This window comes from Leifsonia sp. P73 (assembly GCF_051059105.1).
Taxonomy (GTDB): Bacteria; Actinomycetota; Actinomycetes; order Actinomycetales; family Microbacteriaceae; genus Leifsonia.
The window spans coordinates 393,556-410,054 of sequence record NZ_CP194931.1 but is presented as its reverse complement, the minus strand read 5'-3'; the positions used below and the strand labels follow the sequence as shown (position 1 = coordinate 410,054).

Sequence of the window (16,499 nt, the reverse complement as noted above, 5' to 3'; positions counted from 1 at the left end):
GAAGGCGCAGCGCCGCTCGGTCGCGGGGAGGGCCTCGCCGTCGGCGTCATCGGCGCGCTCTCGGGCGGCGTCATCGCTGCGGTGCTCGCGCTCGTCGCGGTGCGCGCGTTCATCTGGTGGGGCGTCCTCCCGAACACGCTGTACCCGGTCGTCACGCCGTCGCTGCTCGCGCCCCCGGTCGTCGTGGTGCTCAGCACCTGGGCGGCGTCGTGGATCGGCAGCAGGCGCGTGCTGACCGTCGCGCCCGTGGAGGCGCTGGGCGCGGCGCAGGAGCGGCCGTCCGCGGCCGTGCGCAGTACGGGACGGATCGTTGCCGCTGCGCTGCTCATCCTCCCGGGCGCTGCGCTGCTCGGCTTCGGTCTCCTGCTCGGCCTCGGCGCCTTCGCGAAGTCCGGCGACTCCGGGCTCGTCGAGTTCGGGCGCTACGGGGTCCTGATCGCGATGCTCGGCGGCCTGCTCTCCTTCACCGGGGTCATCGTCGCCGCGCCGCTCTTCCTCCCCGCCGTGCTCCGCGGTGTCGGACTGCTGTTCGGCGCGGGCGCGGCCGGGAGGCTCGCAGCGGCCAACGCGGTGCGCAACCCGGAGCGCAGCTCGCGCACCGCGATCGGTCTGGTCATCGGCGTCACCCTGATCACGATGTTCGTCGTCGCGACGCAGACCTGGCTCGCGATCATCCGCAGTGCGGCCGCGAAGGACCCGGAGCTCTACCAAGGCGCTGAGAGTGTGCTCACGGTCATCATGCTGGTGTTCAGCGGGCTGGTCGGCTTCTCGGCGGTGATCGCAGCGGTCGGCGTCGTCAACAGCCTGTCGCTGAGCGTGCTGCAGCGCCGCCGGGAGCTCGGCCTGCTCCGGGCGCTCGGGCTGAGCGCCGCGCAGGTGCGCCGGATGATCCTGGCCGAGGCGCGCAGCTGACCGTCGCCGCCGTGCTCTCCGGGCTGGTGCTGGGTACGCTGTACGGCTGGATCGGCGCCCAGACCCTGCTCGGGCAGCTCCCGGGCGGCGGGCTCGTCCCGCCGGCGATCCCGTGGCTGTTCATCGGCCTGATCGTCGCGGCGGCGGCCGTGCTCGCCGTCGGCGCCTCGGTGGCGCCGACCCGCCGGAGCCACCCGCGTCGCGCCGGTGGAGGCCCTCGCGGTCGAGTAGCGAGCCTCAGGTTTCCTGGACGCTCATCAAGCCTCAGCTATCCGCAGGCTGGGTATCCGATACTGGGGACTGGCGCACCGGTGACGTGCCCACCATCCGTGCCGGAGCGCCTCCTGCACTTGTGAGAGGACCCACCCTGAACTGGCTCATGACCCTGAGGATCGACAAACCGCCGTTCCTCATCGCGATCGACGTCGTCGCCGCCGTCCTGGCGGTGTACCTGCTCGTGCGCCCGACGTGGAAGCGAGTGCTCGCCGGGGCGATCGCGGCCGTCGGCGGCGCGCTGGTCGGCTGGTTCCTGGTGTGGCTGACGGACGACGTCTACAACCTGTTCGGCGTCGGGCTCACGCCGGTGACGACGATGTGGGTGGCCCTCGGGTTCGCCGGCATCGGCCTCGCGATCGCCAACTTCTTCCGGTCGCGGTGGTGGCGCAAGGTGATCGCGGGCGTCAGCATCCCGGTGTTCCTGATCGCCGCCTTCGCGGGCGTGAACGTCGACTTCGGCGCATACCGCAACCTCAACGACGCGATCGGCGTCGTGCCGTACAAGGCGCTGAACCTGCACCATGAACGCGGCGAGGTCATCGCGGGCACGGCCTGGTCGGCCTCCACCACGCAGGCGGACCCGCCGGTGAAGGGCGAGATCGGCAAGGTCAAGATCCCGGCGACCGTGTCCGACTTCCCGGCGCGGGAGGCCGTCGTCTATCTGCCCCCGGTCGCCCTCGGCCCGAACCCGCCGGCGCTCCCGGTGCTCTACGCCCTCTCCGGTCAGCCCGGCGCTCCGGCCGACATGTTCACGGCGGGCCGGATCGGCAGCTACCTCGATGCCTATGCGGCCAAGCACAACGGCTACGCGCCGATCGTCGTGGCACCCGACCAGCTCGGCGGCCCCGGCCGCAACCCGATGTGCATCGACTCCCGGGCCTTCGGCGACTCCGCCACGTACCTGCTCAAGGATGTGCGCTCGTGGATCACCACGCACCTGCGGGTGAGCAGCGACCCGGCGGCGTGGGGCGTCTTCGGCTACTCGCAAGGCGCCACCTGCGCCGCGCAGTTCGCCGTGAGCCGGCCGGACCTGTTCGGCTCCGCCCTGTCGTCCTCCAGCGAGCTGGGCCCGACACTCGGCAACGAGGCGCTCACGATCGCGACCGGCTTCGCGGGGTCGCGCACTGCCTTTCAGGACGCCCAGCTCGGGCCTACGATGAAGGCGCACGCCCCCTACAAGAACACGCTGATCGTCTTCGGCGCTGGTCAGAACGACGCCAAGTACACTGCATTCGCGAAGACGCTGCACTCGGACGCCGTCTCCGCCGGGATCCGCAGCGAGCTCCTGATCTCGCCCGGGACGGCACACGATTGGAACACGGTGCGCTACACGCTGACGGACGGCTTCCCCGCGGTCGCCGCTCACATGGGGCTGGCTCCGTGACCGATGCCGTGACCACGGGGGACGCGGCGGCGCGCACCCAGGAGCCTCCCGCGCGCCCGCCGGAGCCACCCGTGCGGGCGTCCGGCTTCGCCGGCGGGGTCCGGCGCCTCGGCCGGCTGATCGCGACGCATCCCTTCACTGCAGGACTGACGGCGCTGATCCTCGTGCTCGCACTGGTCACCGGCCCGATCCACGGCCCGCACCGCCCGCTGCGCGTGTGGCTCGGCGTGGGCCCCGACCAGCTCATCGACGGCCACTGGTGGGCGCCGGTGACCGCCGTGCTGTTCACGAACAATCTCGCCGAGCTGATCGTGGTGCTCGTGCTCACCGTACTGCTCGTCGGCGTCTCCGAGCAGTTGATGGGAGCGTGGCGGACGGCGCTCGCCTTCTTCACGACGTCGGCCGCGGGGATCGCCGCCGGCGTCGGCATCCAGCTCCTCGGCTCGCAGACGGGGGAGATGTGGTCGCGCAACGTCCACCACCTCGTCGTCCTCGACGTGTTCACGGGGATCGCCGGCACGATCATGACCGCGAGCGCGTTCGCCGGCGCGTTCTGGCGCCGCCGCATCCGCGTCATCACGATGCTCATCGCGATCATGTACCTGCTGTACTCGGGCGACCCGTCCGACCTGTACCGGCTGCTCGCGGTGCTCGCCGGCTTCGGCCTCGGCGTGCTGCTGCGGCCGCACGAGCGCCTCCTCGGCTGGCGCCGGTCGTCCCATCACGAGGTCAGGGTGCTCCTCGCGTCGGCCGTGACGATCAGCGCGCTCGGCCCCGTCATCGGCCTGCTGAGCCAGTCGCGGTACGGGATGCTGTCGCCGATCGGCCTGCTGTTCTCCAACGACGTCCCGGCCACCGGCAGCGTGCTGGAGCGCTGCCAGGCGTTCGCGGTCACGCGCGACTGCGTGCACGACCTCACCCTGGAGCGGATCAACGGCATCGGGCCCGTCCTCATCTCGGTGCTGCCGCTGCTGGCGCTGCTGGTCGCCGCGTACGGCCTCCTGCGCGGACGCCGCTTCGCGGTCTGGATGGCCGTGTCGGTCAACGCGCTGCTCGCCGTGCTCTCCGGGCTCTACTTCGGCATCCTCCCGTTCGCCGACCCGCGCCCCACGGTGTCGCCGCGGTACTGGGAGGTCACGTTCATCCTGGCGCTGTCGGCGCTCGTGCCCGCCACGATGACGATCCTGCTGGTCGCCTACCGTCGCCACTTCACCGTGCTCGCCACCGCCCGGTCGGTGCGGCGCTACGTGCTCACCGTGGCGCTGACCGGCGTCGGCCTGATCGGGCTGTACGTGCTGGTCGGCTGGCTGCAGAAGGACACCGGCTTCACCCGGCCGATCGACATCACCGACCTCCTCAACGACGTGCTGGAGCGGTTCATCCCGGTGAGCTTCCTGCGCCGGGAGCCGTTGCAGTACCTGCCGACGACGCCGCTGGCGACCGTGGTGTACCACAACATCGGCACGGTGTTCTGGCTGGTCGTCATCCTCGCCGCCGTCCCGTTCATGGTGGGCCGCGGAGCGTGGCGGCGCTCGATCGGCGACGCCGGACGCGTCCGGACGCTGCTGGAGCGCGGCGGCGGCGACGCCATCTCGTTCATGGCGACCTGGCCCGGCAACAGCTACTGGTTCGACTCCGCGACAGGGGGCGCGGTGGCGTACCGCATCGTCGGGCGCGTGGCGCTCACGACCGGCGCGCCGTTCGGCGCTGACGAGGCCGTGCACGACGGCATCATCGAGCGCTTCGCGCGGTTCTGCGACGACAGCGGCTGGATCCCGACCTTCTACAGCGTGGACGCCGCGTACCAGCCGGTCTTCGACCGGATGGGCTGGTCGACGATGACGGTGGCGGAGGAGACGGTCATCCGGCCGCAGCAGTGGGCGACCACCGGCAAGAAGTGGCAGGACGTCCGCAGCTCGATCAACCGCGCCCAGCGTGCGGGCATCCGCTCGGAGTGGACCAGCTTCGGCGCGCTGCCGCTGAGCGCCGCGCTGCAGCTCTCGGACATCTCCGAGCAGTGGGTCGCCGAGAAGGACCTCCCCGAGATGGGCTTCACCCTCGGCGGGCTGGACGAGCTGCGCGACCCGGCCGTTCGGCTGATGCTCGCGGTGGACGAGTCCGGCCGCATCGAGGGAGTGACGTCCTGGCTGCCGAGCTACCGCGACGGCCACGTCGTGGGCTGGACGCTGGACTTCATGCGGCGGCGTCCCGGCAGCATCAACGGCGTCATGGAGTTCCTGATCGCGGAGGCCGCCACCCGGATGAAGGAGGACGGCGTCGAGTTCATGAGCCTCTCGGCCGCTCCGCTCGCCCACACCGCCGGCACGCCCGACGACGCCAAGAGCGGCATGGACCGGGTGCTCGGCTACCTCAGCACGTCGCTGGAGCCGGTGTACGGGTTCCGCTCGCTGCTCAAGTTCAAGCAGAAGTTCCAGCCCGAGCTGCACCCGCTGATCATGGCGTACCCCGATCCGGTCGCCCTCCCGGCGATCGGCGTCGGCCTGGTGCGCGCGTACCTGCCCGATCTCTCCGTGCGTCAGGCTGCCGCGCTGGCGGTGGGACGCGGCTGACGCAGCGTCGTGGTACCGTGGTTTCTGTGTACGGTCTGCTCCTTCTTAGCTGCCGCGACGAGTCCTAGTTCCGGGCCTCCCTCGTCGCGGAGTTCGTCGTTGGCTCTCCACACCACACCGCGAGGAGAAGACAGACCATGAAGAACACGCAGGCGCCGAGCGCCATGCCGATCCACAAGTACCGGCCTTTCCACGAGCAGATCACCGTCGACCTGCCCGACCGCACCTGGCCGTCGAAGCGCATCACCCAGGCGCCGCGCTGGTGCGCCGTCGACCTGCGCGACGGCAACCAGGCCCTCATCGACCCGATGAGCCCCGAGCGCAAGCGCATCATGTTCGACCTGCTGGTGCGGCTGGGCTACAAGGAGATCGAGGTCGGCTTCCCGTCGGCCAGCCAGACGGACTTCGACTTCGTCCGCAGCCTGATCGAGGAGGGTGCGATCCCCGATGACGTCACCATCCAGGTCCTGACGCAGTCGCGCGAGCACCTGATCAAGCGCACCTACGAGTCGCTGGTCGGCGCCAAGCAGGCGATCGTGCACCTCTACAACTCCACGAGCATCCTGCAGCGCGACGTCGTGTTCCGCACCGACCAGCAGGGCATCGTCGACATCGCGCTGGCCGGCGCGCGGCTGTGCCGCCAGTTCGAGTCGCTGGTCCCCGGCACCGCGATCTACTACGAGTACTCGCCGGAGTCGTACACCGGCACCGAGCTGGAGTTCGCCGCCGACATCTGCAACCAGGTGCTGGAGGTCTTCGAGCCGACGCCGGAGCGCAAGGTCATCATCAACCTGCCCGCCACGGTCGAGATGGCGACGCCGAACGTCTACGCCGACTCGATCGAGTGGATGTCGCGGCACCTGAACCACCGCGAGAACGTCATCCTGTCGCTGCACCCGCACAACGACCGCGGCACCGCCGTCGCCGCTGCCGAGCTGGGCTACATGGCCGGCGCCGACCGCATCGAGGGCTGCCTGTTCGGCAACGGCGAGCGCACCGGCAACGTCGACCTGGTCACGCTGGGCGTCAACCTGTTCACGCAGGGCATCGACCCGCAGATCGACTTCAGCGACATCGACCAGATCAAGCGCACCGTCGAGCACTGCAACCAGCTGCCGGTCGGCGAGCGCAGCCCGTGGGGCGGCGACCTGGTCTTCACCGCGTTCAGCGGCTCGCACCAGGACGCGATCAAGAAGGGCTTCGAGGCGATGGCCGCGCGGGCCGAGCGCGAGGGCGTCTCCGTGGACGACCTGGTGTGGGCCGTCCCGTACCTGCCCGTCGACCCGAAGGACCTGGGCCGCAGCTACGAGGCGGTCATCCGGGTGAACTCGCAGTCCGGCAAGGGCGGCGTCGCGTACCTGCTGAAGACCGACCACGCGCTGGACCTGCCGCGCAAGCTGCAGATCGAGTTCTCCGGCGTCGTGCAGGCCAAGACCGACGCCGAGGGCGGCGAGGTCACGAGCGCGCAGATCTGGGACATCTTCCAGGACGAGTACCTGCCGGCCCCGGCCACCGATCCCGACGCCAAGTGGGGACGGTTCGAGCTGGGCAGCACGAGCACCACGAACGAGACCGGCGAGCACGTCACCCTCACGGTGGCGCTGCGCGACGGGGACACGGTGGCGAAGGCGACCGGCGAGGGGAACGGGCCGATCGCGGCGTTCTTCGACATCCTGAACGCGCGTGGGATCAACGTGCACCTGTACGACTACTCGCAGCACACGCTGTCGGCGAGCGAGTCGGCGCAGGCTGCGGCGTACGTGGAGGTGGATGTCGACGGCGTGCGGCTGTGGGGCGTCGGCATCGACGGGGACACCACGACCGCGTCGTTCAAGGCTGTCGTGTCGGCTGTGAACCGTGCCGTCCGCGCCTCCGCCGGCCACACCGCCGACCAGGCCGAGCTCGTCGGCGCCTGAGCCCGCAACAGCGGAGGAGATCCCGGTCCGACCGACCGGGATCCCCTCCGTTAATCGCCATTCAGACGGTCACCCGCGCAGATCTCCTCCGTTGTCCGCAGGCCTGTCCTCGATGCGATACCGCGGGATGGCCCCGGTGTCGGTCCGCTCGATGGTCCGCTCGGGGCTCGGGCGACGCCCGAACGCCATCCAGGCGGGGGCGCGGAGGCGGCCGAGTTCGCGCTGTTCCGGCAGGCTCCAGCCGAAGCGGACGGCGAGGAGGCGGATGATCAGCGTCACGATCACGCAGACCAGCACGGCGACCGCGAAGGGCACCTTCAGGTCGACCAGCACCACGAGCACGATCGTCCCGGCGCCGGCGGCGACCGCGTAGAGCGAGCCGACGTGCATCAGCGCGATGGGGAGGGTGAGCAGCACGTCGCGCAGGATCGACCCGCCGACCGCCGAGACCACGCCGACGAACACAGCGGGCACCTCCGGGAGCCCGAGCGCGAGCGCCTTGGTCGCGCCGATCGCGCCGAACAGCCCGATCGTGAGCGCGTCCAGGAAGGTGATGATCGGGTCCAGCCTCCGGAACAGCCGCACCAGCAGCATCCCGAGCAGCGCCGAGATGACCGTGGCCGGCAGGTACCAGTTGGACTGCAGCGCCACCGGCGTGACGTTGAGCAGGATGTCGCGCAGGAGGCCGCCGCCCAGCCCGGTCGCCACGCCGATGATCGCGATGCCGAGCAGGTCGAGCCTCCGGTCGCGGAAGCCGGAGGCGAACATGGCGCCTTGGAGGCTGCCGACGCCGACGGCGACCAGGTCGCCCCAGAGGGGGATCGTGAAGGCCGCGGATGTCACCAGTCACTTGTATCACGCGGGATACTGGAGTCGTGCCTGTCTACCGTGATGAAGTCGTCGTGCTGCGCACCCACAAGCTGGGTGAAGCCGACCGCATCGTCACCATGCTCAGCCGGCAGCACGGGAAGATCCGCGCGGTGGCGAAGGGCGTCCGGCGCACCGCGTCCAAGTTCGGGTCGCGGCTGGAGCCGTTCATGGTCGCGGACGTGCAGCTCTACGAGGGGCGCACGCTCGACATCGTGACGCAGGCGGAGACCATCGGCTCGTACGGCGCGCTGATCGCGGACGACTACGCCAGCTACACGGCCGCCAACGCGATGGTGGAGGCCGCCGACCGGCTGACCGAGGCCGAGGCGTCCCTGCAGCAGTACCTCCTGCTGGTCGGGGCACTCCGCTCGCTGTCGCGGCACGAGCACGGCCCGCAGCTGACCCTCGACTCCTACCTGCTGCGCGCGCTGTCGCTCGCGGGCTGGGCGCCGAGCTTCCTGGACTGCTCGCGCTGCGGGGCGCCCGGCCCGCACGAACACGTCGTGGTGCAGCTCGGCGGCGTGGTGTGCGACGACTGCGCGCCGCAGGGCGCCCCGCGGATCGACGCCGGGACGATCGCGCTGCTCGGCGCGCTGCTCACCGGCGACTGGGAGCTGGCCGACGCCTCCGACGACTCCACCCGCTCGAAGGCGAACGGCCTCGTCGCCGCCTACACCCAATGGCATCTGGAGCGCGGCCTGCGCTCCCTGCAGCACGTCCAGCACGATCAGAAGGCGAGTGGATGACGCCCAAGCCCTACACGCACAAGGACGCGGTCGCCTACCGGCCGGTCGACTGGACGGGGCTCTACCCGCCCGCCCTCCCGGCGAAGGCCGTGCCGGAGCACGTCGCCATCGTGATGGACGGCAACGGCCGCTGGGCGAACCGCCAGGGCCTCACCCGCATCGAGGGGCATCGGGCCGGGGAGGCCTCCCTGCTGGACGTGGTGGCCGGCGCCATCCAGGTCGGCGTCAAGCACCTCAGCGTCTACGCGTTCTCGACCGAGAACTGGAAGCGCTCGCCCGACGAGGTCCGCTTCCTGATGGGCTTCAACCGGGAGGTGCTGCACCGCCGGCGCGACCAGCTCAACGAGTGGGGCGTGCGGGTCCGCTGGGCCGGCCGCACGCCGCGGCTCTGGTCGTCGGTCATCAAGGAGCTGCAGTACGCCGAGCGCCTGACGGCGGCCAACGACGTCCTCACCCTCACGATGTGCGTCAACTACGGCGGCCGCACCGAGATCGCGGACGCCGTGCGGTCGATCGCCGAGGACGTCGCCGCCGGCCGGCTGAAGCCGTCGGCGGTGGGGGAGAAGACCATCCAGCGGCACCTCTACCTGCCGGACATGCCGGACGTCGACCTGTTCGTGCGCAGCTCGGGCGAGCAACGGACCAGCAACTTCCTGCTCTGGCAGAGCGCGTACGCGGAGATGGTGTTCCTCGACACGCTGTGGCCGGACTTCTCGCGGACCGACCTGTGGGAGGCCGTCGAGATCTTCGCGCGGCGCAACCGGCGGTTCGGGGGAGCGGTGGACACGCCGGACGACGTGGCGCTCTAGCTGCGGCTGCAGGAGGCTTTGACATCTACGTCCACAAGTCGCACAGACACGGAGCTCGGGACTCGCACTCAGAAGGTGCCAACATGGTTGGCGCAAATCTCCTCAGCGCCCTGTGTGCCTGCGGGTTTCCACGCGCCGTTCTTTGCCAGTTCGTGCGAGTCGATCTCAGCCACAATTAGTCTGCAAAAATGTTTGGACTCCTCGAGCTGCTTGGTGATCGCCCGCCCGATCACATCAATCCTTTCGCAGAACTCGCTGGAGGAAGTAGTCGTGCAGCCGGCATCGGTGACATATGAATGAAGGTCGATCCGCTGCCCATCGCCGAACACTACCGACATGCTGGGGCAATCGACGAAGGTTCGTTCGTTGCATGTGTCCGACCAGACAAACGTGTGTGCGGCGACCGTGACTGTTTCGCCTCGACAAGGATCGAGTCATTCCAGCCCGTGAGTTGACGACCGTCACCGCCTACCTGCCGGAAGGCGGCGCCCTTGCGGACACCGGATCGTGCCTCGACGCCAACTATCGAGGTCGCTGACCGACCGACGTTCGTCAGCTGAAAGATGTTCAGCGCGGTGCCGGGCGCAGTGGGCGCTGGTGCGCCATTTTCGTGCCTACCGTTCCACTTCACGAAGTACCGAGCTACCGCGCCTGCCGGACGCGCATCGGCTTTGGCATTCTCGACTGTCGCCTGCCAGGCTCCGTAGGCGCCGACGAGAAGGCTCACGAGCGCGATCGCCAAAGAGACGAGACTGATACGTCGCGTTGATCGCTTTTCGTCTGCCTGAGGCTCGCAGTTCACACTTCTCCTGACGCGGTGAGGCGGTCAAATCCCTGGTCACGCTAGCGAGTCCAAAGGAGTGGCCGGGCTCCGACATCAATGATTGTGCTGGTGAATGCGTGGTGACCACGTAGAACTTCACCAACAAGGTCCCCATGTTGGCCTACTGAGCGCGCCGGCAACCGCCTGTAGCCGCGGAATAACTGCAGCGCTGCACCGTTGTCCCTTGACGTGAGCGAACCCATCAAGATCGACATCTGGTCCGACATCGCGTGCCCGTGGTGCTACATCGGCAAGCGGAAGTTCGAGAACGGCAGTGCGACGTTCTCCGGCGCCGGCGAGGGCCGCGCGGTGGAGGTCGAGTACCACTCCTTCGAGCTGTCGCCGGACACCCCGGTGGACTTCGACGGCAGCGAGGTGGACTTCCTCGCCGGTCACAAGGGCATCCCCGCCGAGCAGGTGCACCAGATGCTCGACCGGGTGACCGGGATCGCCTCCTCGGTCGGCCTCGACTACGACTTCGGCGCCCTCCAGCACACCAACACCGTCAAGGCGCACGAGCTGCTGCACTTCGCCAAGGCGCAGGGCAAGCAGCTGGAGCTGGCGGAGCGGCTGTTCCAGGCCTACTTCATCGAGGGCGGCCACGTGGGCCGCGCCGAGTCGCTCGCCGACCTCGCGGCCTCGGTCGGGCTCGACCGGGAGGCGGCGCTGGCCGCGATGGAGTCCGGTGAGTACCTGGATGCGGTGCGCGAGGATCAGCGCACGGCCGCCGAGTACGGCATCAACGGCGTGCCGTTCTTCGTGATCGAGGGGAAGTACGGCGTCTCGGGCGCGCAGGACGCCGCGACGTTCGCGCAGGTGCTGGAGCAGGTCTGGTCCGAGCGCGCGGCGGTTCCGGCGGAGGCCGGCGCGTGAGCGGCGAGACGGCGGCTGCGCCGCGCCCGCTCCTCACGCCGCTGGGCGACCCGGCGGCCGCCGCGTGCGAGGGCGACGCGTGCGTCCTCCCCGGCGCCATGCAGGACCGGGGTCCCGACACGCCGTAACGTCTGAGTCAGAACGGCGTGTTGCGTCCCCGCTCCGCCAGGGCGGCGCGGACACGGGCGATAGCGACGGCGGCTCCGTTGTCGAGATGGGAGCGGTTGATGCGGACGACCCGCCAGCCGGAGCTCTCCAGCGCCCAGATCCGATCGATGTCGCCGTAGTACTGGCGGGCGTCGGTGCGGTGGTGGTCGCCGTCGTACTCGACGACGATCTGCGGCTCCGCATAGACAAGGTCGCCGTGCAGCTCCCTTCCGGATGCGACGCGGATGGGACGGTTCACGACCGGCTCAGGGAGCCCGGCGCCGACGAGAGACATCCTCAGCACCGTCTCCATCGCCGAGTCGGTGTCGGGGCGGACGTGCGCGAGCGCGGCACGGAGTCTGTTCACACCCGGGCGATTCCGGGCGGCGTCGGCGGTAGCGCGCAGGATGGCCGACGTGGAGAGCGGGCTCTTACGTCGCAGGCAGGAGTCGCCCGCGACGATGAGTTCATCGACGGTCAGCGTTGCGGCGAGCTGGCACACCACCTGTTCGACTCCGGGCACGCGCAGGCCCGTGTGGAGTCGGAGATCTTCCGTGGTCAGGCTGGATTTATGGCCGACGACGCCCTGACCGCGGGGTGCACGGCGCCCTTCGAGGGACGCGACGTGGAGGTCGATGCTCTCGTACAGTCGACGGGGGAGCGACAGACCGTAGATGATCGCCGCCGTTTGGTGGCTGAAGCACTGTGTCCGCGGCATGACCGCCCGGTACGCGACGCATCGAGACAGAAAGCCACCGTCATATTCGGTCTCCGGGACCCGCGCGCCGTGGAACGGCGCGACGAGATCCGACCTGCGTAGCCGGGCCGACGGTACACCGGCGGCGGTCGCCGCCGCGACGGAGAACGCCGGCGAACGCAGCAGAGGCGGAAGGGGCTCAGGACGACGCATCCCCACACCCTGCCAGCCGCCCGACGCGCCCTCCGACTTATCCACAGGCGCCGTCACGGAGCGGGGTCGCAACATGCCGCGAACGCGGAGCGGTAACGGCGTGTTGCGACCCCGCTCTGGGCGGGAGGCCGGCGGCTACTCGGGGTCGGTGATGTCGGCGAGGGTGGCGGCGAAGCCGGCGAGCAGGGCGTCCGCGTCCACGAACAGCGAGTAGCCGTGCTCGCCGGCGCCCATCGACACGGTGCGGCCGGCGACGGTCGTGTCCGCGATCACCGGCCACGCGGTCGTGCTGCCGAACGGCGTGATGGTCCCACGCTCGTAGCCGGTCGCGGCGAACGCCACCGACGCGTCGGGGAGCTGCAGCTTGTTGACGTGGAGGACGGCGCGCAGCTTCGGCCAGGAGATCTTGCGGCCGCCCGGGACCAGCGCGAACACGAAGGTGTCGTCGCTGCGCTTGACCACGAGCGTCTTGACGATGTCGCCGGGCTGGATGCCGAGCAGCGACGCGGCCTCCTCCAGGCTCCGGGCGGCGGGCCGCTCCACGATCCGCACGGGGATCCCGCGGGCCCGGGCATCCTCCTCCACACGCCGGCGTCCACCACCGGTTTCCACAGCTTCGGGGCTCTCGGCCATGTATCAGCACGCTTTCTGGGAGAATCGACGCAGATGTCTACTACCGCAACCCTAGCTCCCCGCACCGAGACGAGCCCCGCCCTGCGCATCGGGCCGCTCGCGCTCGACGTGCCGGTCGTCCTCGCGCCCATGGCGGGGATCACGAACACCGCCTTCCGCCGGCTCTGCCGCGAGTTCGGCGCCGGCCTCTACGTGAGCGAGATGATCACGTCCCGCGCGCTGGTCGAGCGCACGCCCGAGTCGCTGCGCCTCATCACGCACCACGAGTCGGAGACGCCGCGCAGCATCCAGCTCTACGGCGTCGACCCCAAGACGGTCCGCAAGGCGGTCACGATGCTCGTCGCGGAGGACCGCGCCGACCACATCGACCTCAACTTCGGCTGCCCGGTGCCCAAGGTCACCCGCAAGGGCGGCGGGGCGGCGCTGCCGTGGAAGCTGAACCACTTCCGCGAGATCGTGGAGGGCGCCGTCGCGGCGGCGGGCGACATCCCGCTGACCGTCAAGATGCGCAAGGGCATCGACGGCGACCACCTCACCTACCTGGAGGCCGGCAAGGCCGCGGAGGGCGCGGGCGTCGCCTCGATCGCGCTGCACGCCCGCACGGCCGCCGAGTTCTACTCCGGCCACGCCGACTGGTCCGCCATCGCGAAGCTCAAGGAGACCATCACCGGCACGCCCGTGCTCGGCAACGGCGACATCTGGTCGGCGGCCGACGCGGTCCGCATGGTGGAGGAGACCGGCTGCGACGGCGTCGTGGTCGGCCGCGGGTGCCTCGGCCGGCCGTGGCTGTTCGGCGACCTGGCGGCGGCGTTCCGCGCCCGCGCGGGCGAGATCAGCGCCGAGGAGGCCGCGCTCGCGCAGGCCCACCCGACGCTCGGGCAGGTGGCGGCGACGTTCCGCCGCCACGCCGAGCTGCTGGTCGAGTTCTTCGACAGCGAGGAGCGCGGCTGCCGCGACATCCGCAAGCACGTCGCCTGGTACTTCAAGGGCTACCCGGTCGGCGGCGACCTGCGCGCGAGCCTCGCGACGGTCGACACGCTCGCGCACCTCGACGACCTGCTGGCCACGCTCGACTGGAGCCAGGAGTATCCGGGCGAGGCGGCAGAGGGCCAGCGCGGACGCGCGGGTTCGCCCAAGCGTCCTGCCCTCCCCGAGGGCTGGCTCGACAGCCGCGAGCTGGCGGGCAGCGCCCGTGCGGAGGTCGCCGAGGCGGAGGTGCACAACAGTGGCGGATAGCGCGACGGCGACGCTCGACAGCGTCCCGGCCGACGGTTACAGCGAGCGCGACCGGGAGCGCTGGCTCCCCGAGCACCACTCGAGCCGCCGCAGCGACTTCGCCCGCGACCGTGCACGCCTGCTGCACTCCAGCGCGCTGCGCCGGCTCGCCGCGAAGACCCAGGTGCTCAGCCCGACGGCGGGCCTCGACTTCGCGCGCAACCGGCTGACGCACTCCCTGGAGGTCGCGCAGGTCGGCCGCGAGCTCGCGGCGAGCCTGGGGCTGGACCCCGATATCGTCGACACCGCCTGCCTGGCGCACGACATCGGCCACCCGCCGTTCGGCCACAACGGCGAGCGCGCTCTGAACACCTGGGCGGAGGACATCGGCGGCTTCGAGGGCAACGCCCAGACGCTGCGCCTTCTCACCCGCCTGGAGCCCAAAGTGTTCGGCCGCGACGGCCGTCCCTACGGGCTCAACCTGACCCGGGCCAGCCTCGACGCGAGCTGCAAGTACCCGTGGCCGGAGACCAGCTCGGTCGCCGACCCGAGCGGGCGCGCCAAGTTCGGCTTCTACGCCGACGACCACGCGGTGTTCGAGTGGATGCGGGACGGCTCGCCCGAGCGCCAGCGCTGCATCGAGGCGCAGGTGATGGACCTCTCCGACGACATCGCCTACTCCGTGCACGACTTCGAGGACGCCGTGGTCAACGGGTACATCGACGTGGCGGCGCTCGGCAGCCGCGTCGACCACGACGACCTCGTGCGCTCGATGTACGAGTGGGTGGGCGGCGAGTTCAGCCACGACGAGCTGATCGCGGCCTTCGACCGGCTCGACACCCTCGACATCTGGCTCGACCGCTGGGACGGCTCGCGGCGCGCGCAGGCGCACCTGAAGAACCTCACCAGCCAGCTCATCGGCCGCTTCGCGCACGCCGCCGTCCACGAGACGAAGCACCGCGCGGGCGGCGTGGAGCTGCGCCGGTTCGGCGCGGACGTCGTGGTGCCGGACTCCATCCGGGCGGAGATCGCCGTGCTGAAGGGGATCGTCGCCACGTTCGTGATGTCGCGCAACACGCGCCAGCCGATCTACGCGCAGCAGCGTCAGGTGCTGATGGCGCTGGCCGACGTGCTGCTCGCGCGCGGGCCGGAGGAGCTGGACCCGGGATTCCAGGAGGACTGGCGCCTCGCCGGCAGCGACGCGGAGCGCAAGCGCGTGGTCGTCGACCAGGTCGCGAGCCTGACCGACCAGTCGGCGCTGAGCTGGTTCGAGCGTCTCGTGCAGCACTGATCCGGCGCGCCGGGCCTGGGCTTGAATAGACAGCCCGGGTGCAGAATGCTTGAGGGACGGCGACGGAGGAGAGACGATGAGCAGCCCACAGCCACCGGCGGACGGTGACCGGCCCACGGAGGCCGAGTCCGGCGCGGCGGCGGAGCACGCGCCCGCCCCCGACGAATCCGCGCCCGGCTCGCGGCCCGCGGCCGCCAAGCGCGCGCCCTCCCCGCGCAAGCGGGCTCCGAAGACGGAGCCCATCTCGCCGAACGGGGAGGCCCCGGAGATCCTGGACGCCATGCTCGGCAAGGCCGCGACGGAGGACACCGTGGCGGCGACGGCGCCCGCGAAGCCGCGCCGTCGCCCGGCCGCATCGCGCGCGAAGACGGCGACGGCGCCCGACACCTCCACCTCGCCGGCGGAGCCTCCCGTCGAGGCGGACGCGGCCGAGCCGCACGAGACGGAGGCCACGACCGCGGTCCTCCCGACCGCGGACGAGTTCTACCGCATCCCGACCGCCGAGACGGAGCTCCTGAGCCCTGCGGCTGCGGCGAGCGAGGAGCCGGCCGAGACCGAGCTCCTGCCCACGTCGCCCGCGGCCGAGACCGAGCTCCTGCCCACCTCGCCCGCGGCCGAGCCGGTGCCGGTCGGAGCGGTCTCCGAGGACGCCACGGCAGACGTCGCCGCGGAGGCCACGGCTGCGGCCGCCGCGTCGCACTCGAACGGCGCCCCCGTCGGCGAGGACGCCCCGCCGCCTCCCGCCGCCGGCCCGCACGCCCCGCGGCCCGGCCGCACCATGAACGACCTCGCCGACCGCTTGGACGACTCGCGGTTCTTCTCGTCGCTGTTCGACTTCACCTTCACCAGCTACGTGACGCGGAAGCTCGCCGGTCCCGTCTACGTCGTCGGGCTCGTGCTGATCGGCCTCGGGATCGTGGTGGGCTTCTCCAACAGCCTCGGCATCGCGATCGCCACCCGGTCCCCGGGCGGAGCGTTCGTCTTCCTGCTGGGCATCCTGGTCACGCTGGTGGCCGCCATCCTGAGCGTGCTGCTGCTCCGGGTGACCATCGAGGTCTTCTGCGCGATCATCGAGATCGCCCAGAACACGCGGCGCAGGCGGCCTCCGCGCGACTGAGCCCGTG

At 70.6% G+C, this 16,499-nt stretch carries 16 protein-coding genes; 12 read left to right on the top strand and 4 right to left on the bottom strand.

Features of this window, described 5'->3' with window-relative positions; genetic code table 11:
- The first annotated feature begins 81 nt into the window (after positions 1-81).
- The 5 genes from ACQ86L_RS02160 to leuA all read left to right on the top strand — a co-directional run bounded on the left by ACQ86L_RS02160 (position 82) and on the right by leuA (position 7,058).
- Complete coding sequence (locus ACQ86L_RS02160; protein ID WP_434317491.1) at positions 82-912, top strand: FtsX-like permease family protein; 831 nt, start codon at positions 82-84, stop codon at positions 910-912.
- 11 nt (positions 913-923) lie between these two features.
- Positions 924-1,268 (top strand): hypothetical protein, encoded by a 345-nt coding sequence (locus tag ACQ86L_RS02155; protein WP_434317490.1) that lies wholly within the window; start codon positions 924-926, stop codon positions 1,266-1,268.
- A gap of 23 nt (positions 1,269-1,291) precedes the next feature.
- On the top strand, positions 1,292-2,572 hold the full coding sequence (locus ACQ86L_RS02150) for an alpha/beta hydrolase (RefSeq protein WP_434317489.1): 1,281 nt from the start codon (positions 1,292-1,294) through the stop codon (positions 2,570-2,572).
- Positions 2,569-5,142, top strand: a complete 2,574-nt coding sequence (locus ACQ86L_RS02145) for a bifunctional lysylphosphatidylglycerol flippase/synthetase MprF (RefSeq protein ID WP_434317488.1) — start codon at positions 2,569-2,571, stop codon at positions 5,140-5,142. The genes ACQ86L_RS02150 and ACQ86L_RS02145 overlap by 4 nt, the downstream gene beginning before the upstream one ends.
- A gap of 137 nt (positions 5,143-5,279) precedes the next feature.
- Complete coding sequence (gene leuA / locus ACQ86L_RS02140) at positions 5,280-7,058, top strand: 2-isopropylmalate synthase (protein ID WP_434317487.1); 1,779 nt, start codon at positions 5,280-5,282, stop codon at positions 7,056-7,058.
- A gap of 69 nt (positions 7,059-7,127) precedes the next feature.
- Here leuA and ACQ86L_RS02135 read toward each other — a convergent pair whose 3' ends face one another.
- Complete coding sequence (locus tag ACQ86L_RS02135; protein WP_434317486.1) at positions 7,128-7,901, bottom strand: trimeric intracellular cation channel family protein; 774 nt, start codon at positions 7,899-7,901, stop codon at positions 7,128-7,130.
- Between the two features lie 32 nt (positions 7,902-7,933).
- Between ACQ86L_RS02135 and recO the strand changes: the two genes are divergently transcribed.
- A complete protein-coding gene (recO, locus tag ACQ86L_RS02130; protein WP_434317485.1) occupies positions 7,934-8,674 on the top strand; it encodes a DNA repair protein RecO in 741 nt (246 codons plus the stop codon).
- Positions 8,671-9,483 carry an isoprenyl transferase gene (locus tag ACQ86L_RS02125; protein WP_434317484.1) on the top strand — a complete coding sequence of 271 codons (813 nt, stop codon included), beginning with the start codon at positions 8,671-8,673 and terminating at the stop codon, positions 9,481-9,483. Before recO ends, ACQ86L_RS02125 begins: the two co-directional genes overlap by 4 nt.
- Positions 9,484-9,551: 68 nt before the next feature.
- Here the strand turns inward: ACQ86L_RS02125 and ACQ86L_RS02120 are convergent, their stop codons facing one another.
- Positions 9,552-9,812 carry a hypothetical protein gene (locus tag ACQ86L_RS02120; protein ID WP_434317483.1) on the bottom strand — a complete coding sequence of 87 codons (261 nt, stop codon included), beginning with the start codon at positions 9,810-9,812 and terminating at the stop codon, positions 9,552-9,554.
- A 683-nt stretch (positions 9,813-10,495) separates the two neighbouring features.
- On the opposite strand from ACQ86L_RS02120, the gene ACQ86L_RS02115 reads away from it, so the two are divergent.
- Positions 10,496-11,179, top strand: coding sequence for a DsbA family oxidoreductase (locus ACQ86L_RS02115; protein WP_434317482.1), 684 nt, complete (start codon positions 10,496-10,498; stop codon positions 11,177-11,179).
- On the top strand, positions 11,176-11,307 hold the full coding sequence (locus tag ACQ86L_RS02110; RefSeq protein ID WP_434317481.1) for a hypothetical protein: 132 nt from the start codon (positions 11,176-11,178) through the stop codon (positions 11,305-11,307). Before ACQ86L_RS02115 ends, ACQ86L_RS02110 begins: the two co-directional genes overlap by 4 nt.
- A gap of 8 nt (positions 11,308-11,315) precedes the next feature.
- On the opposite strand, the gene ACQ86L_RS02105 is transcribed toward ACQ86L_RS02110, so the two are convergent.
- A complete protein-coding gene (locus tag ACQ86L_RS02105; protein ID WP_434317480.1) occupies positions 11,316-12,044 on the bottom strand; it encodes a DUF559 domain-containing protein in 729 nt (242 codons plus the stop codon).
- Between the two features lie 327 nt (positions 12,045-12,371).
- Positions 12,372-12,869, bottom strand: a complete 498-nt coding sequence (locus ACQ86L_RS02100) for an aminoacyl-tRNA deacylase (protein WP_434317479.1) — start codon at positions 12,867-12,869, stop codon at positions 12,372-12,374.
- A 33-nt stretch (positions 12,870-12,902) separates the two neighbouring features.
- Here ACQ86L_RS02100 and dusB point away from each other — a divergent pair, with 33 nt between their 5' ends.
- The 3 genes from dusB (at position 12,903) to ACQ86L_RS02085 (ending at position 16,492) form a co-directional block, all read left to right on the top strand.
- Positions 12,903-14,105, top strand: a complete 1,203-nt coding sequence (gene dusB, locus ACQ86L_RS02095) for a tRNA dihydrouridine synthase DusB (protein WP_434317478.1) — start codon at positions 12,903-12,905, stop codon at positions 14,103-14,105.
- Positions 14,095-15,375, top strand: a complete 1,281-nt coding sequence (locus tag ACQ86L_RS02090) for a deoxyguanosinetriphosphate triphosphohydrolase (protein ID WP_434317477.1) — start codon at positions 14,095-14,097, stop codon at positions 15,373-15,375. The genes dusB and ACQ86L_RS02090 overlap by 11 nt, the downstream gene beginning before the upstream one ends.
- A 76-nt stretch (positions 15,376-15,451) precedes the next feature.
- Positions 15,452-16,492: a DUF4282 domain-containing protein gene (locus tag ACQ86L_RS02085; RefSeq protein WP_434317476.1), complete on the top strand. Its 1,041-nt coding sequence runs from the start codon at positions 15,452-15,454 to the stop codon at positions 16,490-16,492.
- Positions 16,493-16,499: the final 7 nt, after the last annotated feature.

Bases quoted from the DNA above. Each gene is read 5' to 3' on its own strand.
- ACQ86L_RS02150 (WP_434317489.1), top strand. From the start codon at position 1,292: ATGACCCTGAGGATCGACAAACCGCCGTTCCTCATCGCGATCGACGTC.
- ACQ86L_RS02100 (WP_434317479.1), bottom strand. From the start codon at position 12,869: ATGGCCGAGAGCCCCGAAGCTGTGGAAACCGGTGGTGGACGCCGGCGT.
- ACQ86L_RS02125 (WP_434317484.1), top strand. From the start codon at position 8,671: ATGACGCCCAAGCCCTACACGCACAAGGACGCGGTCGCCTACCGGCCG.
- ACQ86L_RS02105 (WP_434317480.1), bottom strand. From the start codon at position 12,044: ATGCCGCGGACACAGTGCTTCAGCCACCAAACGGCGGCGATCATCTAC.
- dusB (WP_434317478.1), top strand. From the start codon at position 12,903: ATGTCTACTACCGCAACCCTAGCTCCCCGCACCGAGACGAGCCCCGCC.
- leuA (WP_434317487.1), top strand. From the start codon at position 5,280: ATGAAGAACACGCAGGCGCCGAGCGCCATGCCGATCCACAAGTACCGG.
- ACQ86L_RS02085 (WP_434317476.1), top strand. From the start codon at position 15,452: ATGAGCAGCCCACAGCCACCGGCGGACGGTGACCGGCCCACGGAGGCC.